Here is a 23,305-nt window from a genome sequence, read left to right on the forward strand (position 1 = left end):
TCATGACCGCGCTTCCGGTCGAGGGCGCCGCCGTGCTGCGGCTGATGGAGTCGGCCGCCCCGTTCAGCCACCCGCACGACCAGAACGACTACGACGTCGGTCTGCTGCTCAGCAGCGACCCGGGACAGCCGCACGCGGTGGCGGTGCTGATCATGCCGCAGGACGGCACCCGGCTGGCGGCCAGCTGCTGTGCCAACATGCTGCGGACCTTTCCGAACATCCAGACGGTGATCATGGTCGGGATCGCCGGTGGCATCCCCCGGCCGGACGATCCCGACCGGCACGTCCGGCTCGGTGACGTGGTGGTGGCCACCGAGGGCATCATCGACTACGGCCACATCCGCGAGACCGACACCGGGCCGGTGCTACGGGGCCGGCGGGGCGGCGGCCTGATCGCGCCCCGGCTGCTGCGCGCGGCCACCCGGCTGCGGGCCGGCGAGCGCAACGGCTCCCGACCCTGGGAGGAGCTGCTCGGGCCCGCCGTGCCCGCGGAGTTCGCCCGGCCCGCGCCCGGCACCGACATCCTGCGGATCGGCACCCACCACATCGACCATCCGGCCCGCCCGGAACCCGCCCCGGGCGAGGACATGCCGCGGATCCACTACGGGTCGGTCGGCTCCGCGGACGTCCTGATGAAGAGCGAGCAGCGCCGCGACGCCCTGGCCGGCCAGTACTCGGAGATCGCCGCCGTGGAGATGGAGGGATCGGGGGTCGCCACCGCCACGGCCGACTGCGGCCGGAACTGGTTCATGATCCGCGGCATCGCCGATTACGCGGCCAGCGGTAAGAACGACATCTGGCACGCCTACGCGTCGTACACGGCCGCGGCCTGGACCCGGGCGCTGCTGGGCGTCACCCCGCCGCTTGTCGAACTGCGGGACGACGACCCGGCTCTGCCGCTGGTCGCCCCGGCCCCGGAGAACGACGTGGTCGCGCTGCTGGGCCGGGTTCCCGGTGACATCGATCTGCGGGCGGTCTGGGCGGGCGCCGTCCCCGAGCTCCCCGAGCCCGGACTGCCGCTGTTCGCCGACGTCATCGATCTCTATCACTATCTGGCCGGGATGAACGCCCGGCCCGGTGTCTCCCATCCGGCGTTCCGGTTCGTGGACTGGCTCGGTCACCTGCTGGCCGGTGATCCCGGTCCGGCGTTGCGCAAGTGGGCGTCGCGGCAGAGCCGGACCGGGGTCCGGGCGCCGCTGCCCACGCCGGGAACGCCGCCGGGACGCTCCGGCATGGCCCGGCCCTCGCTGACTCTGCAGATCACCGTCGACGGGCTGGACCGCGGCCTGTGCCGGATCACGCCCTACCTGCAGGTCGCCTCCGGGCCGTGGCGTCCCGAGCCGGACGAGCCGATCGTCACCCAGGTGGGCGGTCTCGCCGGGGAGACGGCGAAGCTGGTGGCCGCGGCGGAGACCCGGTGGCGCGGCGTGGCCGACCGGGCCGACATCGAGTTCCTGCTGCCGGTCGGCCTGCTGAACACCGCGGTGCAGTGGTTCGACGGCCCGGAGATCCTGGGCGAGTCGCGCCCGCTGTGCCTGGACTACTCGGTGTCGTTGCGCAGCCTGGAACGGATGCGGGAGGTCCGGATCCACCGGGCCTGGTCGCACCGGTGGCGGCAGATCGACCAGCAGCCGTTCACCGGGCGGGTGCTGTGGGGCCGGGGCTCGGCCGCACCGGACGATCTCCAGCGCTGGCGCCGCGAACTCGACGGCGACGCCCGGTACCTCGTGGTGGTCCTCAGCGAGCCACCCGGCACCACTGCCGGTGACGCGGAACTACGGGCGGCGCTGCGGGCCGGGGTTCCGGTGGTGCTCTGGGACCAGCGGATACCCCGCCCCGAGAGCGGCACCCTCGGGCTGGAGCATCTCAGCGCCGAACCGGGACGGTTGCCGGAACACACCCGTGCCGCCCGTCTCGACGCCGTCCAGGCGACTCCGGGTGGACGGGCACACTACGGCCGTACGGTCGCCCTGCTCTGGGACGACGCGGACCGGCCCATCTCCGAACGGGGGGCCGTGGCATGACCTCACCCACATCCGGATCCGCGTCCGGCGACCGGGCCGTGCCGGCGCTGGCCGATCAGGAGGCGCTGGCCGAGGCGCTGCGCCGGTTCGTCCCACACGTCTCGGCCCTGGCGATCGTGATCGACGACAGCCCGTCGATGGAGGTGTGGACACCGACCGTCGACGCGTTCCGGGAACTGGCGAACGCGGTCTTCGGGACCGTGAACGTCCAGTTGCTCGGGTCGTTCCGGGATCCGAAGGGACGGCCCGCCGCTCCGGACGGCGAACTGGTCATGGTGATCAGCGACGGGCTGGCCGGATTCTGGGCGCACAGCTCGGCCGATCAGGTGCTGCACCGCTGGGGTAAGCGGGTGCCGGTGGCGATCGTCAATCCGTACCCGGAGGACCTGTGGCACCGGTCGTTGCTGGCTCCGCGCAAGGTCCAGCTCTCCGCGCCCCGGATCATGTCGCCGAACGCGGAGCTGCGGGTCCGTGAGCCCTCCGAGTGGATCAGCCCGTTCGACGACCCGGTCCGCGCGACAGCGGTCGCGGTGCCCCTGCTCGAACTCGCCCCCCGGTGGCTGGCCTGGTGGGCGGCGCTGGTGGCCGAGTCGGCGACCGGCTGGCTCAACGCGGTGGCGCACATCGCCGACCCGGGCCGGCCCCACGAGATCACCGAACGGGCCGAACTGTTCGAGCCGACCCCGGCGGCCACCAGCGCGAACCGTCTGGTCCGGGACTTCCGGGCCGCGTCGTCGACACCCGCCTTCCGGCTCGCCGCCCTGATGGCCGCCGCACCGCCACGCGTGGATCTGGAGACTCTGCGGATCCTGCAGGGCGTGATGCTGCCCGCCTCCCGGCCGCTGCATCTGGCCGAGGTGGTGACCAGTCCGCTGCTGGTCACCGGCGCCGGTGGCGGGCCGTCGTTCCGGCCGGGGGTCCGGGAGGAGTTGCTGGCGCACACCACCCGGGACGACACGGTACGGGTGATCGAGCTGGTGGCGGCGTACTTCGGTGAGCGGTTCCCCCGGGCCCGGGCCCTGCTGCACGTGCTGCGCGCCCCGGACCAGCGCCCGCTGCCCACGGTGTCCGCCGGCACGCTGGAGGAGGACCAGTTCGAGCTGAACGTCCTCCAGGCACTGGCCGGGCCGTACGACGCGCGCGCGGCCCTTCTCGAGGAGGCTCTCAGCGTCCCCGGCATCGTGCCGGCCCCGTCGACGCCGCCGATGTCCACGGTGTCGCCCCTGCAGACCGGACCGCACCTGCTGGCGGGCCAGGGCGCCAGTCAGGCGGACCTCGACGCCCTGCTCCAGCCGGACGCCGAGTCGGCGGTCTGGGTCAACCTGCCGCCGCGGAACACCGACTTCACCGGCCGGGAGGATCTGCTGGAGATCCTCGACTTCCGGCTACGGCACGACCGGGTGGCCGCGGTGCTCTCGCACTCGCTGCACGGCATGGGTGGTGTCGGGAAGTCCCAGATCGCCACCGAGTACGCCTACCGGCATCTGACCCACTACGACGTCATCTGGTTCGTGCCGTCCGAACAGGAGAGCCAGATCCGCCGTTCGCTGATGGACCTGGGCGAGCGGCTGGACGTGCAGATGGACTCCGAACCGGGATCGGCCGTGCAGGCGGTGCTGGAGGCTCTGACCGCGGGTGCGCCGTACCCCAACTGGCTGTTGATCTTCGACAACGCGGAGAGCATCGAGACGGTCGAACGTTATCTGCCCCAGGGTGGCACCGGGAAGGTCCTGGTCACGTCCCGGAACCGGCAGTGGCACGACACCTCGGAGACGCTGGAGATCGACATCTTCAGCCGGGAGGAGAGCATCGCGCTGCTCCGCAAACGCAACCCGGACCTCTCCGCCGGGGACGCCGACCGGCTGGCGGACCTGCTGGACGATCTACCCCTGGCCATCGCCCAGGCGGCCACCTGGCAGGCCACCATGCCGATGCCGGTCGGCGAGTACATCGGACTGCTCGCCCGGAAACGGGACGAGCTGACCGGACGGAGGCAGGACCCGCACTACGAGATCGCGGTGGCGACCGCGTGGACGGTCGCGCTGGAACACCTCGGCGCCGTCAACCCCGGCGCGCTCCAACTGCTCCAGGCCTGCTCGTTCATGGCGCCGGAGCCGATCTCCCAGGAGATCTTCCGGGCCGCGCGCAACATCGGGTTCACCGAGGAACTGACCCAGATGCTGCAGAACCCGACCCTGCTCAACCGGGCGATCCAGGAGATCGAGCAGTACGGCCTGGCCCGCATCGACTACCGGGAACAGACCCTGACGGTCCAGCTTCACCGGCTGGTCCGCGAGGTGGTGGTGGACCAGCTGACCGCGGAGAACCGGGGCCGGATGCAGCACGTCGCCCACCTGCTGCTGGCCGGCGGCAACCCCGGCGACATCACCCAGCGGGCGCGCTATCACGCCCTGCTCCCGCACGTGCTCGCCTCCGACCAGGTCAGCTGCGAGGACGCGTGGGCCCGGGCGCTGGTGCTCGATCTGATCGCGTTCCTGCACTCGGTCGGCGACCACGAGGGCTGCCGCAGCCTCGCGGCCCAGGCGGTCGAGCGGTGGACGGTCATGCTCGGCCCCGACGACGACCAGGTTCTCAAGGGCGCCCGCTGGCTCGCGTTCATCATGGGTGTTCTCGGCGAGTTCACCGAGGCCGCCCGGATCAACGCCGACTGCCTGGAACGGCTGCGCGCCCTCAAGGGCCCGGAGGACGAGGAGACGCTGGACGCGATCAACCAGGTCGCCGTCGACCTGCGGGCGGCCGGCGACTTCTCCGGAGCCGTCCAACTGGGGCAGGGGGCGTACGAGGTGTCGCAGCGCATCTTCGGCCCCAACATCCCGCACACCCTCAACATGGCCCACGGCCTCGGCATCAGTCTCCGGATGATGGGCGACTTCCCGGCCGCCATGGCCCTGGACATGGACACGGTCCGCCGCCGGATCGAGGTGCTCGGCCCCCGGCACTTCCTGACCCTGCTCAGCCAGAACGGCCTCACCCTGGACCTGCGGGAACGCGGGGACTACATCGGGGCGAACCAGCAACAGGAACGGCTCTACGAACGGACGCAGCGGATCCTCGGCCTCAAGCACCCGCAGACCCTGATGGCGGCCCGTAACCTGGCGGTCTCCCTGCGCCGGGCCGGGTACCACGCCCGGGCCCGCAAGCTCGCGCTCGCGACCCTGACCGAACTCCGCCGCCGCTTCGGCGATCTCTACCCGGAGGCCATCGCCTGTGCCCTGAACTACGCCGTCGACCTGCGGGAGAACGACGAACTCGACGAGTCCCTCCTCCTCGCCGACCGGACCTGGCAGGAGTACCGGCAGGCGCTCGGGGACGCGCATCCCTACACCCTGTCGGCCCGGACCAACCTGGGCATCGTGCTGCGGCTGCTCGGTGACCTCGACACCGCCGTGGAGCACGACCGATCGGCCTACGAGGAGTTGCGGGACCTGCTCGGCTCCCGGCACGTGCTGACCCTGGCCGCCGCGACGAACCTGGCCAGTGACCTGTTCACCCGGGGGGATCCGGAGGAGGCCTACGCACTGGACGCCGAGACGCTGCGGCACTCCGGGGAGATCCTCGGCAGCGAGCACCCGTCCACCCTGGCCGTGGCCCTCAACATGGCGTTCGATCTGCGGGCTCTGGGGCGGACCGGCGACGGGGACCGGCTGTTCGGTGAGGTGATCGACGCCTATGACCGGGTGCTCGGGCCCCGGCATCCGGCGATCGCGGCGGCCCGGGCCGGCATGCGGGCCAACTGTGACGTCGACCCGATGCCGCTCTGACCGGGGGTTACTTCACCGCGCCGGCGGTCAGGCCGGCCTGGATCTGGCGCTGGAAGATGGCGTAGACGACGATCATCGGGATGATGCTCAGCGTCAGGGCGGCGAACAGCGTCGACCACTCGGCGTGGTAACCCGCCTGGGTGGAGATGTTGGCGATGCCCTGGGTGAGCACCCACTTCTGGTCGGCGCCCTGGCCCTGCATGATCACCAGCGGCAGGAGGTACTGGTTCCACTGGCCGACGATGTTGAAGATGGTGATGCTGACCAGGCCGGACTTCGCCATCGGCATCATGATCTGGAAGAACTTGCGGGTGTGCGAGGCGCCGTCCACGGTGGCCGCCTCGTCGATCTCGTGGGGCAGCGTCTTGAAGAAGGCGGCCAGGAAGAAGATCGTGAACGGCAGGCTGTACGCGATGTAGACCATGATCAGGCCGTGGTACGTGTTCAGCAGCCCCATGTTCTTGAGGATGTGGAACAGCGGGCCGAGCGCCATGAACGTGGGGAACGCCAGCCCGGACACGAACAGGTAGTAGACGATCCGGTTGCCGACGAACGAGTACCGCGCCAGCACGTACGCGGCCATCGACCCGAACAGCATGGTGCCGGCGGTGCTGACCAGCACCACGAAGACGCTGTTCAGGAAGTAGCGGCCGATGTGCGCCTGATCCCACGCCGACAGGTACGTCTCCAGCGAGAACGTGGACGGCAGCGCGAACGGCTCGCCCAGGAAGATCTCGGTGTTGCTCTTGAAGGACGCCAGCACCACCCAGAGCAAGGGGCCGGCCGTCACCACGGCCCAGAAGATCAGGGCGAGGTGGGCGAGGCCGTTGAAGGCCTTCAGCTCGCGGCGGGTCTTCTCCTGCGGGGCGGAAACCTTCACCGGGGCGTCCATGGTGGTCACGTTACTCATGGTCTCGCCTCTCAGACGGCGTCGCGGCGCGTGACCCGCAGGGTCAGGGCGGCGAAGGTCAGGGTCAGGAAGAACAGCACCACGCCGAGCGCGGACGCGTAGCCGACCTGGGAGTACTCGAAGGTGTTGCGGTAGATCATCATGGCCAGCACCGAGGTCGCCCCGTCGGGGCCGCCACGGTCCACGGTCATGATGTTGACCAGGGCGAACGCGTCGAACGCGGCGATGCCGAGGTAGACCCAGCCGGTCTGGATGGTGTTCCAGAGCAGCGGCAGGGTGATCCGGAAGAACAGGGTGACCTTGGTGGCGCCGTCCAGGGCGGCGGCCTCGTAGATCTCCTCACCGATCGAACCCATGCCGGCCGAGAAGAGCACCACGTAGAAGCCGACCGCCTGCCAGACCAGCACCACCAGGATGCAGGTCAGCGCCCAGCGGTCGTCGGCGAGGAAGAGCCACGGCTGCCAGGAGTCCGGGAACAGGCCGTTGAGCATGCCGCTCTTGTCCGAGGAGAACACCCGGCCGAAGATCACGGCGACGATGGCGAGGGCCATCAGCTGCGGGAAGAAGAAGATGACCCGATAGAGCTTGGAGCCGCGTACGCCCCGGGTCATCCCGCCCTTGGTCCCGCCGCCGACGTTGAGCAGGAACGCGAAGACCAGCGCGATCGCGATCGTCGCGATCGGCAGCAGGAGCAGCAGGAAGCCGTTGTGCCGCAGCGACTTCCAGAACAGGTCGTCGTTCCACAGCTTCTCGAAGTTCTCGAACCCGACGTACTTGATGACGCCGAACCCGGACCAGCTGGTGAAGGCCAGCTGGAAGGTCTGTACGTACGCCGCCACCACGAAGACGGCGTAGAGCGCCACGGGCACGGCGAGGAAACCGATGATGAAGGGATACTTACCGTGCCTCATGGCGCTCTACCTATCTGAAATCAGCTACGGGTCTGCTTCTGGACCGCGGAGTCCTCGGCGATCGCCTGCGAGGCGGCTTCCATCCGGTCGCAGAACTTCTGCGCGTCGCCGCCCTTGAACATCAGGTCGTTGACGGCGCTCAGCGACTCGTCGTTGAGCTTCTTGTACCAGGTGTCGAACAGGTAGCCCATGAAGACGTCCTTGCCGGCCTTGTTGATCGCGTCGTTGGCGCTGGTCAGGCCGGGGGAGATCTCGATGCCGTCGGCGGCGCCGGCCACCACGGTCAGGGACTTGGTGAGCTTGGTGAACTCGAGCGCCGCCTCCTTGGAGAGCATGACGCGCAGGTACTCCATGCCGCCGCGCGGGTTCTTGCCCTTCGACGAGGCGAAGTAGATCTCGCCCGCCGCGGCGTTCAGCGCGGTCGCCGGCAGCGCGTCCGAGGCGGTCACGCTCGGGTAGGCGGCCACCGAGTACTGGAAGCCCGGCGGGGTGTCCTTGGCCTGCTCGTTCTCCAGCCAGGAGCCGCACGGGTAGAAGGCGACCTTGTCCTGGTTCTGGCGCAGCTGGACCTCGGTGTGCTTGAGGCCGAGGAACGTCTTGTCCAGGTACTTGTTGCCGATCTCGCCCCAGGCCTTGGCGGCCTCGAGCACCGGCGCGGCGGTCCAGGCGCCCGGCTTCAGGTTGTCGATGTCCTTGAGCGCCTGCTCGCCACCGATCTTTCCGGCGCTGGTGAGCAGGGCACGGACCATGTAGTACGCGGCGTTGGCTCCGGCGTACCCGAAGGGAACGATGCCCTTGCCCTTGATCTGCTCGCACAGGGCGGTGAACTCGGCCCAGGTGGCGGGCACGGTCCAGCTGTTCTTCTCGAACAGGGCCTTGTTGTACCAGAGACCGAAGACGGTGTACGCGTAGTTCACCGCGTACGGCTTGCCGCTGTAGGTGCCCTGCTCGATGGCGCCGGGGACCAGCGTCTCGGCGACGGTCTTGCCGGCGATGTCGAACGACGGGGCGGCGAACAGGTCGGTGAGGTCCTGGGCCTGCCCGGCGGCGACGATGGCGCCGAAGTCCATCATCTTCGCGCCGGAGTTGTTGATCATGTCGGGCGCGTCGTTGGCGTTGAGCCGGGGCTGGATGACAGTCCCGATCTCCTGCGTCGCCGAGTAGTTGATCTTCGACTCGGGCCACTTCTTGGTGTAGATCGGAGTGTCCACGTCGGTGGCGTACTTGGTGCCCAGGCCGCCGTCGAAGATGACGATCTCGACAGGCGCCTTCGGGTCGATGCCGAGCGGGTTGTCCGCCGACTTGTCGCCGGTGGCCTGCTCGTTCGTCTCCTCGGCGCCGCCGCCGACACACGCGCTCAGCATGGTCACCGCGGGAATGGCGGCCAAGCCGACCGCACCCGCGCGGCGCAGCAGGCTACGACGGTCCAGCTCGGACTTAATGATTTCAGACATCGATATCCTTTCGGGTCAACCCTTGACCGCGCCGGCCGTCAGCCCGGTGGCGATATTGCGCTGGATGATCAGGAAGAACACCACCACGGGGATCGAGGTGATGATGGCACCGGCCATGAGGGGGCCCCAGGCGGTGCCGCGTTCGGTCTGGTTGTACAGCAGCCAGGCCATCAGATTCTGGTGGTTCGGGTCGTTCAGCGTGTTGATGATGATGAACTCGTTCCACGCCTGGATGAACCCGTAGACCGAGGTGGCGACCAGCCCGGGGCCGGTCAGCGGCAGGATGATGCGCCAGAACACCTGGGCCCGGGTGCAACCGTCGATCATGGCCGCCTCGTCCAGCTCCCGCGGGATGCCGGAGATGAAACCACGCAGCGTCCACACCGTGTACGGCAGCAGCAGAACCAGGTACACCAGGGCCACACCGACAAGCGTGTTGGTCAGGTTGACACCCTGCAACATGAGGAAGAGCGGGATCAGCAGGGCCAGGAACGGCACCAGCTGTACGGCCAGGACGACCAGGATGATCGCCTTGCGCCCGTAGAAGGCGAACCGGGCGATGGCCAGCGCGGCGAGGAAGCCCACCACCAGGGCGGCGGCCACCGCCATCGCGGTGATCACCAGTCCGTTGACCATGCTGGGCAGGAAGTGCTGCTCCCCCAGCGCCGACCGGAAGTTGTCCAGGGTCGGGTTCTCCGGCCAGAACGTCGGGGTGAAACTGCGTACCTCGGCGTCGGGTTTGAACGCGGTGTTCAGCACCCAGTAGACCGGGAAGATCATCACGAGCCCGAAGAGGATGCCCCCGGTGTTGGCGAAGACCGTGCCGATCCGGCTGCGTCCGACGGTGACGACGCCGTCGTCGTGGCGGGCCATCAGTCCACCTCTCCGATCTTGAACATCTGGCGGATGTAGAACACCATCACGCCGAGCATCAGCAGCACGGTGATCACCGAGATCGCCGAGCCGTAGCTATAGAGGGAACGACCGAACGCCTGCGTGTACGAGTAGGTCGCGAGTGTCTGGTAGACCGGCTCCGGGTGGCTGTCGCGCAGCGCCCAGTTCTGGGTGAACAGGCCGAAGTTCCAGATCACCGAGAGGGTGGTGACGATGGTGAGCAGCGGCTTCAGGATCGGCAGGGTGATGTTGCGCAGCGTCTGCCAGCTCGACGCGCCGTCCACCGTGGCGGCCTCGACCAGTTCCTTCGGCACCTGGGTCAGCCCGGCGCTCAGCGAGATCGCCAGGAACGGGATGCCCGCCCAGACCACCAGAGTGGTGATCACCGCCCAGCCCTCCCACGGGTTGACGAACCAGCTGTGGTTCAGCCACTCGTCCCCGAACACCTTGCTGAACAGGTAGTTCAGGACACCGAAGTCGGAGTCGGTGAGCCAGCGGAAGGCCTGTGCCGCGACGAGCTGGGGCAGTGCCCAGACGAACATCATCGCGACCATCATGAAGATCCGCACCTTGGCGTGCACCCGGCGCATCAGCAGGGCGATGCCGAGGCCGGCGGTCACCGACAGGGTGACCGAGACGACGGTGAAGGCGGCGGTCCGGGCGACGATGCCCCAGAAGACGTCGTCGGTCAGGGCCTTCGCGTACTGGTCGACGCCGGCCCACGGCGGGGTGGCGCCGCTGAACAGCTCCCGCAGCCGCATGTTCTGGAAGGACAGCACGATCATGCGGTACAGCGGGTAGCCCAGCATCCCGATCAGGATGATCAGGGTGGGCAGGGACAGCAGCCAGGCCGTCCGGGTGTCCCTTTTCCGGCGGGCCCCGGACCGGTCGGCGGTCTTCAAGGGGGCGGGCGCCTGGACGGGCCGGGAATCGACGGCTTGCATCATGATCCTCCAGTGCGGGGTGCCGCCTCCTCGCAAAGGCGGCACCCGGGCGTCGTCAGGCCTCGTTGAGCGTGGCGGCGATCTGCTCGTCCGCCCACTTGGCGCCGTCGGCCACCGTCTTCTTACCGGTCAGGATGTCCGTCAGCATGGTCTGCAGGATGCTGGCCTTCTCCACGTCGGCCCACTTCTCGGCGTTCGGCGGGAACCAGCTGTTCTTCGCCGACAGGGCGGCCGGGGCGAGCTTCGGGTTGTCGGCGGCGGCCTTGTCCATCAGCGACGAGGCGTTCGGCAGCGCGCTGGCCTTGACCAGGCCCTCCATCGACTTGCTGTCGGTGAAGTACTTGACCCACTGGGCGGCGAGCTCCTTGTTGGCGCTCTTCGCCGTCACGCCGAGGTTCGAGCCACCGAGGAACGACGGCACCTCGGGCAGCGGGGCGGCGGCCAGCTTGCCCTTGATCTTGGTGGGGACCAGCGCGGAGTTCGGGTCGTTCGGGTCCTTGCGGGTCTCCTCGGCGACACCCTGCTCCCAGCCGTTGCCGTAGAAGGCGCCGGCCGAGCCCTGCGCGACGATGCCGGCCTGCTCGTTCTCGTTCTTGGTCGGGTCGGCCTTCGAGTACTTCTTGGTCATGTCGACCCAGCGCTGCAGACCCTCCTGCGACTGCGGGCTGGAGAGCTGGCCGACCCACTTGTCGCCGTCCTGCTTGGCGATCTCGCCACCGGTCGACTTGACCCAGGACATCGCGGCGTACCAGTACTGGCCCGGCATGTAGAGCGCGCTGAACTTCTTGTCCGCGGCGTTGCCGGTCTGCACCTTGTCGAGGGCTGCGAGGAAGTCGGTGTACGTCTTCGGGGCTTCCTTGATCCCGGCCTTGTCGAACAGGTCGGTGCGGTAGATCATCACGCGGGCGCCGGCGTAGTAGGGCACGCAGTAGACCTTGCCCTCGGACTCACAGGCGCCGGACAGACCGGACAGCCAGGTGTCGGAGTTCTCGAAGTCGCCCTTGTTCAGCTCGGCGAACCCGCCGGAGAAGACGTACTTGGAGAACTCGGTGTTGCCCAGCTCCACCACGTCCGGCACGTCCGAGCCGGCCAGGGTGGCGTCCAGCTTGGTCAGGTGGTTCGCCCACTGCTGGTACTCCACGTTGACCTGCGCGCCGGTGGCCTCGGTGAACCGCTTCGAGGCGTCGTCGACGACGTCCTTCCAGCTCGTCTCGGCGTCCACCATCAGCCAGACCTTGATCGTCTTGCCGGCGCCGTCCACCTTGCCGGTGGCCGAGGTGGCGCCCTCGTCGGTGCCCCCGCCGCTGCACGCGGCCACACCGAGCAGTGACGCGGCGAGCGCCGCCGCGACCGCGATCTTGCGCTTCACATTTCCTCCCGAGGGATCTATCTGCATTGAGGGGGTTCAGCTGTCCTTCGCGGCCTTGTGCCCGTGCACCGCTTGCGCGGTGCGCTGGAACGCGGCGTGCGAACGTTCGTGGGTGCGTTGCGCGACGGCGACGTACAGCAGGTCGAGAACGACCAGCTGGGGGTGCCGGGCGCTGAGCGCGTCCGGGCGGAAGGTCGTCGCCTGGGTGGCGGTGAGCAGGACGATGTCCGCCAACTCGGCCAGCGGGGATCGGGGGAAGCTGGTGAGCGCGATCGTGGTGGCGCCCCGGCTGCTCGCCTCGGCGAGCAGCTCGATCGTCTCGCGGGTGTCACCGCTGTGCGAGACACCGAGCGCGACGTCGCCGGACCTCGACAACGCGGCGCTGGCCAGGCCGTTGTGCACGTCGGCCCAGGCCCACACCGGAATGCCGATGCGGTGCAGACTGAACTGCATCTCCTCGCCGACCAGCGCGCTTCCGCTGGCGCCGAAGATGTTCACCCGCGGCGCGGCGGCGATCGCCACCGCGGCCCGCTCCACCTCGCCCAGGTCCAGCAGGGTGGCGGTGTCGTGCATGGCCCGGGTGTCGGCCGCCATGATCTGGCCGAGGACCCGCTCCAGGGGGTCGTTCGGCTGGATCTCGCGGCCGATGTCCACGGTCCAGCCGGCCGAGCGGGCCCGGCCGGTCTCCGCCGCGATGCCGAGGCGGAGGTCCGCGTAGCCGTCGAAGCCGACCGCCCGGCAGAACCGGGTGATCGTCGCCGGCGAGGTGCCGCTGCGCTCGGCGAGCTCCACGATGGTGGCCCGGGAGGCGGCGGCCGGATCGGCGAGCACCTGCTCGGCGACCCGCTGCAGTGCGCCGGTGAAGTCCGGCAGCAGGGTGCGGACCCGGGCGAGCACGCCGTCGGCGGGTGCGCTGCCGGCCCAGGCCTCGTTGGTGTTCCTCATCAGGACGCCGCGCACCGGCGAGTCGGCGACCGCGGGCCCCGCGATGCCGTCCATCTCCGGCTCAACCATCGGACACCCTTTCAGGAAGGACTGTTTACTGTCGCGGTAAAAGTTCTTACTAAACGGGTGTCCCTGTCAAGGTTGTGAAGGAAGTTTTCAAACCGTTACCCGACCAGCGCGAATGAACGGATGTTTCCGGCGGCACGGATGACGACCATCGATCCGTAAATGTGTGTTACGACGTGGCCGCCATCACATGTCCGATTTGAGGATGATTTCTGCCGGTACGTTCAGGTGGTCGCCGTAGTCCGTTCAGCCCACACGAGGTCGTACTTTCGGTCAGGATTTGTGACGCGCCGAAACCTCTCCGTCACTTACGAAACAAGATCAAAAAAATTTCCGGGTACGCCGAGACCCTCCACAACCGCAGCCACACCCGGCCGTGGCCACCTGCCCGGCCGGGCGCGCCCCGAGACCGACCCGCACCCGCCGGGCGGATGCGGCGGTCACCGGTCGGGGGAATTCGCCCCTTTGGCGAGATTCAGCCCCGTCCCGTGGGAAGCATCAAACGGCATGCGACAGCTTCCCCTCCCCACCCCGTGCCCCCGCGCCGTCCACACCTCCGCCGTGGCCCGGACGGCCCTCGTCCTCGCCGGGGCGGTGCTCGCCGGAGGCCTCAGCGGCACCGGGCCGGCCGCGGCGACCGTCACCTACGACTTCGACACCGGCATCGGGTTCGTCGGCAGCGCGGACCTGATCAAGGGCTTCGGCTGGAAGGCCGGGCGGCTCACCCGCAAGGTCGCGGAGATCGAGTTCCAGGAGGGGATGTACATCGAGGAGATCTGGTCGGTGACGTGCCGCGCCGGAGCGGCCCCGTTCACCGCGAACCGCGCGCAGCAGGCCATGAAGGAGTTCCTGACGGCCACCGCCGAGCACGGCCCGAAGCGGGTGCTGACCGGTTTCCGGCTCAGCGGCGCCAAGGCGGCGATCTCCAGCACGACCGCGCCGTTCGAGGTGGGCGGCCCCTGCCCGGACCCGGCACAGGGCGACACCGTCCGGACCCTGCGCCAGACGGCCACCACCACGACCCGGAACCTGATCGCCGTGACCGACGACGAGTCCGCGACCCTCATCGAGACCCGGACCGGCACACCCCGGCCCGGCAGCACACCCCAGGCCGGCGGCACACCTCGGCCCGCGGGTACCGCCAAGCCCGGCAGCCCGTCCCGGTCCAGCGCGCAGCCCCGGCCGGGTGCTCCCCGGACCGGGCCCACCCGCTGACCCGGGGGCTCCGGGCCTCAGGTCAGGAGGCGGAGTCCCGGATCGACTGGGCGAACGCCTCGGAACGGTGCTCGAAGTTGCGGAAACGGCCGTAGCTCGGGGCCGCCGGGGAGAGCAGGACCACGCCGCCGACCGGGGTGATCCTGCGGGCCAGGCGGACGGCGTCGTCCAGGTCCTCGGCGGGCTCGGTGCGGACTCCGGGCAGACCGGACAGGGTCTCCAGGATGCGCGGGCCACTGTCCGGCAGGCCGATCACGGTGAGTTCCCGGGCGGCCAGGAAATCCCGTAGCGGAGAGTAGTCGAGACCGCGGTCGGTGCCGCCGACCAGCACGGTGAGTGGCCGGTTCTCGTACGCCTCGACGGCGTGCATCGCCGCGTACGGGGACGTCGACAGGGTGTCGTCCACGAACGTCAGGCCGGACGGGTCCTGGATCTCGGTCAGCCGGTGCGGCAGACCGGTGAACGACCGCACCGCCGCCTCGATCACGTCGCGCTGTCCGGGGACGTCGACGCCCATGCCGTCGAGGACGGTCAGCGCCACACACAGGTTGCTCTCGTTGTGCCGGCCCTTGAGCACCAGGGCGTCCCGCGGGAACAGCCGCTGGTCACGGCCCCGGACCCAGCCGTCCTCGATGCGGTACTCGGTACCCGTACCGGAAAGGACCGGTGGGTTTCCGGAGGCGTCGACGGCGTCACCCAGCTCGGCGCGGAGTCGCTCGTCGCCGCCGTTGACCACGATCATTTCCGGTCCGTACCGCAGGATGTTCAGTTTGTCGCGGTAGTACTCACGCTCGCCGCCGTGCGCGTCCAGGTGCTCGGGGAAGAGCGACGTGACCACCGCCACCCGCGGCGAATCGGTCAGGTCGGCGCACTGGTAGCTGGAGAGCTCCAGCACGTACAGCTCGGCCTCGGGCATGTCCAGCAGCGGCACCCCGATGTTCCCGCCGTACGCGTTGGGCCGCCCGACCGCGGTCAGCAGGTGGCTGATCAGGCTGGACGTGGTCGACTTGCCCTTGCTGCCGGTGACCCCGACGGTGCGGGCGGCGTTGTCGGCCATCCACAGCGCGCTGCCGCCGGTCACCGGGATGCCCCGCTCGCGCAGCTCCCTGACGTACGGATGGGTGGACGGCACACCCGGCGAGCGCACCACCACGTCCGCGCTGACCAGGGCCGCGTGCGCGTGCTCGCCACCGGCCAGCGGCGCCAGCGCGGCCAGCTCCCCGGTCCACTCCACCGACAGGTAGTTGGCGCTGTCCTCGACCACGATCAGGCGGGACGGCTCGTGCCGGGCGATCGCCGCCACCGCGGCCCGCCCCTCGCGCCCGGTCCCCCAGACCGCCACCGACTTGCCGCGCAGGTCTGCCAGCCGCACCGTGATCTCCTCGGGTCCATCGAACTCCAGACGAACTAGGCCCTGTGTGCCGGACCTCGCCGCGCTCCCGCGGGGTCCGGCACACAGGGCCTAATATTGCCCGTCGGCCTTATGACAGGAGTTTCCGGGTGCAGTTCGACGTCATGCGCTTCCCCTCGTACACGTTCGATCCGGCGACGGGGGTGGCGGCGTTCGACTATCTGCTGGACGGTCCGTCGCCGCTGCGCTTCACCGAGACGATCACGCTGCCGGTGCCCGCCGGCCCGCAGGTGCCGGACACGCTGCACCGGGTCCTGGACCTGCTGCACGTGGTGGCCGGCGTCAGCTACTTCAAGGTCGGCGCGCCGGCCCGGGTGGTCACCCCGAAACCGCTGCCCCGCGCGGCCGTCGACTTCCTGACCGCGGTCTACACCAAGGGCATGGCGGAGTACGCGTACCGCAACAAGCTCCCGCACGTGCTCGAACTCACCGTGGAGACGCCCGGTGCGGTCCCGGCCGCCGCTCCGGCCGCGCACCAGGGCGGCCGGCCGCTGTCCGCGGTCGGCGGTGGCAAGGACTCGATCGTCACCCTGGAGATCCTGCGGGCCGCGGGGCTGGACCCGGTGCCGTTCTCGGTCAACCCGAACCACGTGATCGAGAGTGTGAACGCCGCCTCCGGCCTGACCGCGCTGGCCGCCCGCCGCAAGCTGGACCCGGTGCTGTTCGAGCTGAACAAGCAGGGCGCGCTGAACGGGCACATCCCGGTCACCGCGATCAACTCGCTGATCGCGATCGCCACCGCGGTGTGGCACGGGCTGGGCCCGGTGGTGATGTCGAACGAGCGGTCCGCCTCCGACCCGAACCTGATCTGGAACGGTCACGAGGTCAACCACCAGTGGTCCAAGGGCGTCGAGGCGGAGGGGCTGCTGCGGGATGCCGTGGCGGCGTACGCGGGGCTGACCGACCCGTACTTCTCGCTGCTGCGCCCGCTGTCCGAGCTGCACATCGCGCAACTGTTCGCCGGTCACACAGCGTACGACGACGTGGTCACCAGTTGTAACCAGGCGTTCAAGCTGCACGACCCGACGGCGCGCTGGTGCGGTGACTGCCCGAAGTGCCGTTTCGTCTTCCTGGCGATGGCCCCGCACATGCCCCGGGAACGACTCGCGCACATCTTCGGCGTCGACCTGTTCACCGACGAGAAGCAGATCCCCGGCTTCCTGGAACTGCTCGGGGTGGACGCACACAAGCCGTTCGAGTGTGTCGGCGAGGCCGAGGAGTGTCTGGTGGCCCTCGCCCTGCTGACCGACGACGCACCGGTCCTGGTGGCGTTGCGGGCGGCGGTGCCGGACTCGGCGTGGGCCGACGCGTCGCACTCGAACGTCTTCACGCCGGGCGGTCCGCACCACATCCCGGCCGGGTACCGGAAACTGCTCGACGAGGCGACCGCCACTGCCTGACCGGCCCCGGCACCCCGCGGGTTGCATTCTCACCAGAAGTGAGACATGTGACTCTGTGTGGTTTCTGTGAACCTCCCGTGAACGTGCCAGGCCCGGTGCGAGACGGCCGTCCGCCTGCTCAGGTCCCGCCAACATCGCTGCGGTGACGACCTTGAGGGGGTTCCCGATGCCGCGACTTACCGTCGTCGTTCCGGTTTACAACGAGCAGGACGTGCTGCCGCTGTTCGCCGAACGGATCCGGCCCGTGCTCGACGGCCTGCACGTCAGCTACGAGGTGCTCGCCGTCGACGACGGCAGCCGGGACGCCACCCCGGTCGTGCTGGAGTCGCTCCGGCGGCAGTGGCCACAGCTGCGCACCGTGCGGCTGCGCAGCAACAGCGGGCACCAGAACGCGCTCGCCGCCGGACTGCACCGGGCCGGCGGCGAGTACGTGGTCAGCATCGACGTCGATCTGCAGGACCCGCCCGAGGTGATCGGCGACATGCTGCGCCTCGCCGAGAGCGCGAACCTGGACGTGGTGCACGGGGTGCGGGCCGACCGCAGCACCGACACCCCGTTCAAACGCGGGACCGCCGGGCTGTACTACCGGCTGATCCGGCGGATCGTCGGCACCGAGGTCCCGCACAACGCCGGCGACTTCCGGCTGCTCAGCCGTACCGCCGTGGACGCGCTCACCGCCCTGCCCGAACACCAGCCGGTCTACCGGTTGCTGGTGCCCTGGCTGGGGCTGCCGAGCGGGGAGATCACCTACACCCGGGCGGTACGGGCGGCCGGGCAGTCGAAGTATCCGCTCGCCAAGATGATCCGGCTCGCCCTGGACAGTGTCGTCGGGTTCTCCGCCGCGCCGCTGCGGGTGGCGACATGGCTCGGCCTGGGCGGGATCGTGCTGTCCACGGTGCTGGCCGTCGCCGGGCTGGTGGCCTGGATCCGCGGCGACGTGGTGCCCGGGTGGACGTCGATGATCGTGGCCGTCGGGTTCCTCGGCGCCCTGCAACTGCTCTGCCTCGGACTGCTCGGCGAGTACGTGGCCCGGATCTTCACCACGTTGCAGGCGCGGCCGGCGTTCGTGGTGGCGTACGACTCGGCGTCGGAGGCGGACCTGTGCAAGCTCTGATCACCGCGCCGGCGGCCGTCGTACCGGAAAAGGGTCAGTGGTTCTCGTCCTTGCGGGCCGCGGGCGTCGTCTGGGGTGTCTTCACCGTCCTGCACCTGGCCGTCAGCGCGTTCACCAAGCGCGGCGCCGGGCTGGACGCGGTGCTGCTGGGCTGGAACAACTGGGACGCCGGGCACTACGTACGGATCGCCGAGAGCGGGTACGGGATCGGCCCCGGCTTCCCGGCGTTCTTCCCGCTCTATCCGCTGCTCATCCACCTGCTCGGCGGCGGCATCGGCGCGGCGCTGGTGGTCGCCAACGCGGCCGCGTTCGGGGCCCTGGCCGTGCTGCACCGGCTGGCCGCCCACGAGTTCGGCGAGGCGGTCGCCCAGCGCTCGGCCTGGTATCTGGCCGCGTTCCCGATGGGGTTCTTCCTGTTCATCGGCTACAACGAGTCGCTGTTCCTGCTGCTCGCCGTCGGCGCCCTGTACGCCGGGCGCCGCGGGCACTGGTGGCTGGCCGGCGCCCTCGGCGCGCTGTCCTCGGCGACCCGGCTGTTCGGGCTGCTGCTGATGCTGCCGCTGGCCGTCGAATACCTGCGCCAGACCGGCTGGACCCTCCGCCGCCTGCGAGCCGACGTGCTCGGCATCGCGCTGGTCCCGCTCGGTGTGATCGCGTACGCCGTCTACTGCATGATCGAACTGGGCAGCCCGCTGGCGTTCAGCATCGCCCAGGACCAGTGGGGGCGGCGCTACACGTTTCCCGGCGGCGCGTGGCTCACCGCCGTCCAGCAGGTCCAGGGCCCGCTGCACCCGGCCACCCTCGGCACCCTGATCGACGCCGGCACCACCCTGGTCGCGGTGGTGCTGCTGGTCCTGTGCGTGGTCGGCCCGTGGAAGTTCCGGCGCGACCAGATGTACCTGGTGGTCCAGGGCGCGATCACCCTGCTGATGCTGATGTCGACGGAGGTGGGTGGCCGCTCGATGCAGTCGGCGGCCCGCTACTGCATGGAGGCGGTCGCGATCCTGCTGCTCCTGGCCCGGATCGGCGCCGACCCGCGCTGGGACCGCACCGTCCTGGTGCTCGGTGTCTCCCTGCACGCGGCCCTGCTCGCCGTCTTCATGACCGGCACCTTCCTGGTCGCCTGACGGGCGGTAGCGTCTCGCGGCATGGGTGTGGAGATCTATGTGGGTAACGCCGATCCGGACGCTCTTGCGGATCGGGGGTGGCTTCTCGGGCACTTCAAGCCGGCCGGAGATCCTCGGCACAGTGCCGATGTGGAGATCAAGTGGGGGCGGCATCCGAAAGGGGATCGGCGGGCCGAGTGGGTTCGCGGGGAGGACCGGACCGCACTGCTGGTGCTGATCAGCGGGTGCTTCCACATGGAGTTCCCGGAGCGGACCGTGGTGCTCGACAAGCAGGGCGACTACGTGGTGTGGCCGCGCGGGGTGGACCACTCCTGGTTCGCGGCCGAGGAGTCGACGGTGCTCACGGTTCGGTGGCCGTCGATCCCCGGGTACGCGGTGCCGCTGGAGTGACCACCGCATCCGCCCGGCGGGCGCGGGTCGGCCGTGAGTCGCGCCGGCCTCGCGGGGGACCGACAGGGCGGGCCGCCTGCGGTTGTCGGGCCGTCGGGCGTACGAGAAAAGGTCATTCGGGTGGGTCGTGATGCAGTTGATCCTGTTTGATGCCCAGGCGTGACAGGGACGCTGTGGTCTTCGCCAGCATCAGGGGCGGGCCGGCCAGGTAGATCTCGTGGCGGGACCAGTCGCCGTAAGCGGCGATCGCGTCGGTGACCGGGCCGGACATGTACGGGCCGGACGGGCCGTCGGCCACCACCGGGATCACCGTCGCGCCGGGGATCCTGGCCACCAGCTCGGTGAGAGCCTCGATGTCGTAGAGCTCGGTCAGGTCGCGGACACCCCAGAACAGCACCGCGGGGCGGGCGTCGCCCAGGGCCGCCAGCTCGGTGAGGATCGCCTTCATCGGGGCCACCCCGGTGTCGCCGGCGATCATCAGGATGCCTCGGCCGGGGGCGTCCGGCAGGCCCATGTCGCCCTCCGGCTTCGTCATCCGCAGGCGGGCTCCGGGCCGGATCCGGTGGACCAGGGCGCCGCTCACGCCGGACCCGGATTTCGCGCGGACGTGCAGCTCGATGCGCTCGTCCCGGTGCGGGGCGCCGGCCAGTGAGTACGGCCGCCAGACGCCGGGGACGCCGGGGACCTCGAAGCGGGCGTACTGGCCGGGGCGGAACGGGGTCGGCAGGAACGTGCGCAACGTCAGCACGGCCAGGTCCTCGCGGCGCTGCTCGTGCGTGACCACCTCGACGTCCCAGATCGTCGGCTGGTACGCCACCAGCGTGCCGCCGTGCACGATCCACTCGTAGGTGTGCTGCCACGCCCAGCGCCACGCCTGGTCGAAGTCCTGCCGCCAGGAACCGGGCGGCATCCCGGCCCGGGTCGCCTCGGCCAGAGCCGCGCCGACCAGCTGCAGCCGGTTCCACTGCAGGCCGCATTCGGCGAGCACCGCGCCCAGCCGGGCACAGCCGTTGACCAGCGCCGGCGGGTCGGCCAGGTGGTGGACCAGCCAGGTCAGGGCACGGGCCAGGTCGCCGCGCTGGGTCGCCGCGCTGCCGGGCAGTGACGAGAGCAACGCGGGCTGCGCCTGATGCAGGGCCTCCCACAGTCGTTCGGCGACGTCGTCGACACCGCCGGCGAAGGTGATGCTGGTGCTCAGGTTGCGCTGGGTGTCGCGGAGCGCGGCGTCGTCGGCCGGATCCATGCCGTCCCGGCCGGCGGCGTGCCGCAGCGGGCCGGTGCCGGCCTTGGGGCGGCGGGTCGGGAACGAGCGCTGCGGGATCTGCGGCGGGAAGTCCATGCCCGACGGCTCGGGCGGGCGCGGGCCCTCCAGACCGGGGATCGGTGGCACCGGAGTGGTCGGGCCGGACGGGGTGATGCCGCCGATCGGCGGGATGCCACCGCGGGCGGCCCGCAGATTCGACCGGCCCATGACCGCGCTCGGATCCCCGCGCCAGAGCAGGCTCGCCGACTCGCCGGCCGGTTTCTCCGGCGCCCGGTGCTTGCTGAAGTACGGCGGGGTGCCGGAATCGGATGCCGGGGTGTGATCGGCCACCTGCGCGTCCTTCTTCTTCCGGGCGATCTCGGAGAGCGCCGCGGCGGTGTCGGCCTCGCCTGCGGCAGCGGCGTCGGGTGCGCTCTGCCGCAGCCGGATGGCTCGCAGCAGGGCGAGAAGATGCGGGTCGGACACGGACACCCCCTCCTCGACCCTAGCCACCGGCGGCTCGCCGCGACGGCGGAAATCGTGACCCGGCAGAATGCCGGTGTGCCTGCTCAGACCATCACCAGCCCGGACGATCCGCGGATCGGCGACTACCGGGCCCTCACCGACGTGGAACTGCGGACCCGATGGGAGCCGCCGAACGGGCTGTTCATCGCCGAGGGCGAGTTGGTGATCTCCCGGGCGTTGCGGGCGGGGTACCGGATGCGGTCGGCTCTGGTGGACGAGAAGCGGGTCGCGCAGTTGACCGACCTACCAGCATATTGCCCGATTTATGCGGCAAATCAGGAAGTTTTGGAGTCGATCACCGGTTTTCACGTGCACCGCGGCGTCCTGGCGTCGTTCCACCGTCGCGAAATTCCGGATATGTCGGAAATGCTGGGGAATGCGACGCGGATCGCGGTGCTCGAAGGACTCAACACCCACACCAACCTCGGCGCCCTGTTCCGCTCCGCCGCCGCCCTCGGCATCGACGCCGTGGTGCTCTCCCCCACCTGCGCCGACCCCCTCTACCGCCGGGCGGTCCGGGTCAGCATGGGCGAGGTGTTCGCCATCCCGTACGCGAAGTCCGACGACTGGCCGGGCACCCTGACGGCGATCCGCGAGGCCGGCTTCACCCTACTGGCGCTGACCCCGGGCGAGGGCGCGATCCCGATCGGTTCGCTGACCCCGCAGCAGCGCGAACGCCCGGCCCTGCTGCTCGGCGCCGAGGGCCCGGGGCTGACCGGGGCCGCGATGGACGCCGCCGACGCCCGGGTGGTGATCCCGATGCACAACGGTGTCGACTCGCTGAACGTGGCGACCGCCGGGGCGCTCGCCTTCTACGAGATCGGCCGCTGAGCAGCGGGTCAGGAGCGGGGCACCAGCCGCCCACCGGTCCAGGCCAGCCCCATCCCGGCGGCGAGCAGCAGCAGCGCCCCCACGGTGGGCACCGGCGAGTCGGCGACGGTCCCGGCGCCCATCGCGATCGCGGCGAGCATCAGCAGCACCCCGTCCGCCGGGTTGACCAGCTTGGACCGGAAGACCGCCCAGCCGAGCAGCAGCAGCCCGGTGCCGGAGATGACGGCGGCGGCGGTGAGCAGCTCCGCGGTCCGCCCGCCGGCGATCGGGGTGGTCGCCACCAGGACCTCCTCCGGCATGGCGGCCAGCGGCACCAGCATCGTCGCGCCGGCCAGGGTGATCAGCAGCCCGGCCAGGGCGCACCGCCGGGTCCGGGATCCGGCGAGCAGCCCGGCCAGCGCGATCAGGGCGACCATCGCGAGCCATCCGGCGAGCAGCCCGACGACGAGCGGGCCGGGCGGGCTCTCCACACCGAGGGTGAGCCAGCCGTAGAGCACCGCCGCGGCCGGAAGCGCCCACAGGGCGAGCCGGGCGTAGATCCGGACCGACCAGATCCAGACGGCGTCCCGCACCGGCAGTAGGTGGCCGTCCGGCTCGGCCTGGGCCGGCGCGCCGACCCAGGCGGGGGCGACCCGAAGGGGCCGCCCACTCGCCGTCTGACGATGGCTGATGCTCATGGTTCCGCCTCACTGGCAGGGGCAACAAGCCGAGCGGCCGGGGGCACCGGTCGGAATCCTGCTGCGAGCATGC

The 23,305-nt window shown here is 70.1% G+C and carries 18 protein-coding genes; 8 read left to right on the forward strand and 10 right to left on the reverse strand.

Annotation, left to right across the window (positions count from 1 at the left end):
• Window positions 1–2: 2 nt before the first annotated feature.
• Window positions 3–2,024: a VMAP-C domain-containing protein gene (locus tag Aco03nite_RS05250; protein ID WP_203793600.1), complete on the forward strand. Its 2,022-nt coding sequence runs from the start codon at window positions 3–5 to the stop codon at window positions 2,022–2,024.
• Window positions 2,021–5,806 carry an FxSxx-COOH system tetratricopeptide repeat protein gene (gene fxsT, locus Aco03nite_RS05255; protein WP_203793602.1) on the forward strand — a complete coding sequence of 1,262 codons (3,786 nt, stop codon included), beginning with the start codon at window positions 2,021–2,023 and terminating at the stop codon, window positions 5,804–5,806. Before Aco03nite_RS05250 ends, fxsT begins: the two co-directional genes overlap by 4 nt.
• Before the next feature lie 7 nt (window positions 5,807–5,813).
• Here fxsT and Aco03nite_RS05260 read toward each other — a convergent pair whose 3' ends face one another.
• From Aco03nite_RS05260 to Aco03nite_RS05290, 7 genes are read right to left on the reverse strand one after another with little or no spacing between them, the layout of a single operon-like run.
• Entirely contained in the window at window positions 5,814–6,716 is a 903-nt protein-coding gene (locus tag Aco03nite_RS05260; protein ID WP_203793604.1) for a carbohydrate ABC transporter permease, read from the reverse strand.
• Between the two features lie 11 nt (window positions 6,717–6,727).
• The gene (locus tag Aco03nite_RS05265; protein ID WP_203793606.1) at window positions 6,728–7,627 is read right to left on the reverse strand and encodes a carbohydrate ABC transporter permease; all 900 of its coding nucleotides are present in this window, start codon (window positions 7,625–7,627) and stop codon (window positions 6,728–6,730) included.
• 20 nt (window positions 7,628–7,647) lie between these two features.
• Window positions 7,648–9,081: an N-acetylglucosamine/diacetylchitobiose ABC transporter substrate-binding protein gene (gene ngcE / locus Aco03nite_RS05270; protein WP_203793608.1), complete on the reverse strand. Its 1,434-nt coding sequence runs from the start codon at window positions 9,079–9,081 to the stop codon at window positions 7,648–7,650.
• Between the two features lie 15 nt (window positions 9,082–9,096).
• On the reverse strand, window positions 9,097–9,954 hold the full coding sequence (locus Aco03nite_RS05275) for a carbohydrate ABC transporter permease (RefSeq protein ID WP_203793610.1): 858 nt from the start codon (window positions 9,952–9,954) through the stop codon (window positions 9,097–9,099).
• Complete coding sequence (locus tag Aco03nite_RS05280; RefSeq protein WP_239144929.1) at window positions 9,954–10,919, reverse strand: carbohydrate ABC transporter permease; 966 nt, start codon at window positions 10,917–10,919, stop codon at window positions 9,954–9,956. The genes Aco03nite_RS05275 and Aco03nite_RS05280 overlap by 1 nt, the downstream gene beginning before the upstream one ends.
• A 55-nt stretch (window positions 10,920–10,974) precedes the next feature.
• Window positions 10,975–12,288, reverse strand: coding sequence for an extracellular solute-binding protein (locus tag Aco03nite_RS05285; protein ID WP_203793614.1), 1,314 nt, complete (start codon window positions 12,286–12,288; stop codon window positions 10,975–10,977).
• Between the two features lie 36 nt (window positions 12,289–12,324).
• The gene (locus tag Aco03nite_RS05290) at window positions 12,325–13,302 is read right to left on the reverse strand and encodes a MurR/RpiR family transcriptional regulator (RefSeq protein ID WP_203793616.1); all 978 of its coding nucleotides are present in this window, start codon (window positions 13,300–13,302) and stop codon (window positions 12,325–12,327) included.
• A gap of 504 nt (window positions 13,303–13,806) precedes the next feature.
• Between Aco03nite_RS05290 and Aco03nite_RS05295 the strand changes: the two genes are divergently transcribed.
• Entirely contained in the window at window positions 13,807–14,514 is a 708-nt protein-coding gene (locus Aco03nite_RS05295) for a hypothetical protein (RefSeq protein WP_203793617.1), read from the forward strand.
• A 22-nt stretch (window positions 14,515–14,536) separates the two neighbouring features.
• Here the strand turns inward: Aco03nite_RS05295 and murD are convergent, their stop codons facing one another.
• The gene (murD, locus tag Aco03nite_RS05300; RefSeq protein ID WP_203793618.1) at window positions 14,537–15,886 is read right to left on the reverse strand and encodes a UDP-N-acetylmuramoyl-L-alanine--D-glutamate ligase; all 1,350 of its coding nucleotides are present in this window, start codon (window positions 15,884–15,886) and stop codon (window positions 14,537–14,539) included.
• Between the two features lie 143 nt (window positions 15,887–16,029).
• Between murD and Aco03nite_RS05305 the strand changes: the two genes are divergently transcribed.
• The 4 genes from Aco03nite_RS05305 to Aco03nite_RS05320 all read left to right on the forward strand — a co-directional run bounded on the left by Aco03nite_RS05305 (window position 16,030) and on the right by Aco03nite_RS05320 (window position 19,956).
• Window positions 16,030–17,325 (forward strand): MurL-like N-terminal domain-containing, encoded by a 1,296-nt coding sequence (locus Aco03nite_RS05305; protein ID WP_203793716.1) that lies wholly within the window; start codon window positions 16,030–16,032, stop codon window positions 17,323–17,325.
• 142 nt (window positions 17,326–17,467) lie between these two features.
• Window positions 17,468–18,439 (forward strand): glycosyltransferase family 2 protein, encoded by a 972-nt coding sequence (locus Aco03nite_RS05310; RefSeq protein WP_307837629.1) that lies wholly within the window; start codon window positions 17,468–17,470, stop codon window positions 18,437–18,439.
• A complete protein-coding gene (locus Aco03nite_RS05315; RefSeq protein WP_203793619.1) occupies window positions 18,427–19,566 on the forward strand; it encodes a mannosyltransferase family protein in 1,140 nt (379 codons plus the stop codon). The genes Aco03nite_RS05310 and Aco03nite_RS05315 overlap by 13 nt, the downstream gene beginning before the upstream one ends.
• A 21-nt stretch (window positions 19,567–19,587) precedes the next feature.
• Window positions 19,588–19,956: a cupin domain-containing protein gene (locus Aco03nite_RS05320; RefSeq protein ID WP_203793620.1), complete on the forward strand. Its 369-nt coding sequence runs from the start codon at window positions 19,588–19,590 to the stop codon at window positions 19,954–19,956.
• Between the two features lie 112 nt (window positions 19,957–20,068).
• On the opposite strand, the gene Aco03nite_RS05325 is transcribed toward Aco03nite_RS05320, so the two are convergent.
• Window positions 20,069–21,685, reverse strand: a complete 1,617-nt coding sequence (locus Aco03nite_RS05325) for an FAD-binding oxidoreductase (RefSeq protein WP_239144930.1) — start codon at window positions 21,683–21,685, stop codon at window positions 20,069–20,071.
• A gap of 75 nt (window positions 21,686–21,760) precedes the next feature.
• Here Aco03nite_RS05325 and Aco03nite_RS05330 point away from each other — a divergent pair, with 75 nt between their 5' ends.
• Window positions 21,761–22,555, forward strand: a complete 795-nt coding sequence (locus tag Aco03nite_RS05330) for a TrmH family RNA methyltransferase (protein ID WP_203793621.1) — start codon at window positions 21,761–21,763, stop codon at window positions 22,553–22,555.
• Window positions 22,556–22,563: 8 nt separating this feature from the next.
• On the opposite strand, the gene Aco03nite_RS05335 is transcribed toward Aco03nite_RS05330, so the two are convergent.
• Window positions 22,564–23,232, reverse strand: coding sequence for a hypothetical protein (locus tag Aco03nite_RS05335; RefSeq protein ID WP_203793622.1), 669 nt, complete (start codon window positions 23,230–23,232; stop codon window positions 22,564–22,566).
• Window positions 23,233–23,305 lie beyond the last annotated feature (73 nt).

This window comes from Actinoplanes couchii (genome assembly GCF_016862075.1).
Lineage (GTDB): Bacteria > Actinomycetota > Actinomycetes > Mycobacteriales > Micromonosporaceae > Actinoplanes > Actinoplanes couchii.

Coding starts and splice junctions, on each gene's coding strand:
- Aco03nite_RS05280 (WP_239144929.1), bottom strand. CDS start 10,919: ATGCAAGCCGTCGATTCCCGGCCCGTCCAGGCGCCCGCCCCCTTGAAG.
- Aco03nite_RS05275 (WP_203793610.1), bottom strand. CDS start 9,954: ATGGCCCGCCACGACGACGGCGTCGTCACCGTCGGACGCAGCCGGATC.
- Aco03nite_RS05265 (WP_203793606.1), bottom strand. CDS start 7,627: ATGAGGCACGGTAAGTATCCCTTCATCATCGGTTTCCTCGCCGTGCCC.
- Aco03nite_RS05335 (WP_203793622.1), bottom strand. CDS start 23,232: ATGAGCATCAGCCATCGTCAGACGGCGAGTGGGCGGCCCCTTCGGGTC.
- ngcE (WP_203793608.1), bottom strand. CDS start 9,081: ATGTCTGAAATCATTAAGTCCGAGCTGGACCGTCGTAGCCTGCTGCGC.
- Aco03nite_RS05305 (WP_203793716.1), top strand. CDS start 16,030: ATGCGCTTCCCCTCGTACACGTTCGATCCGGCGACGGGGGTGGCGGCG.
- Aco03nite_RS05260 (WP_203793604.1), bottom strand. CDS start 6,716: ATGAGTAACGTGACCACCATGGACGCCCCGGTGAAGGTTTCCGCCCCG.
- Aco03nite_RS05250 (WP_203793600.1), top strand. CDS start 3: ATGACCGCGCTTCCGGTCGAGGGCGCCGCCGTGCTGCGGCTGATGGAG.
- Aco03nite_RS05290 (WP_203793616.1), bottom strand. CDS start 13,302: ATGGTTGAGCCGGAGATGGACGGCATCGCGGGGCCCGCGGTCGCCGAC.
- fxsT (WP_203793602.1), top strand. CDS start 2,021: ATGACCTCACCCACATCCGGATCCGCGTCCGGCGACCGGGCCGTGCCG.
- Aco03nite_RS05320 (WP_203793620.1), top strand. CDS start 19,588: ATGGGTGTGGAGATCTATGTGGGTAACGCCGATCCGGACGCTCTTGCG.
- Aco03nite_RS05295 (WP_203793617.1), top strand. CDS start 13,807: ATGCGACAGCTTCCCCTCCCCACCCCGTGCCCCCGCGCCGTCCACACC.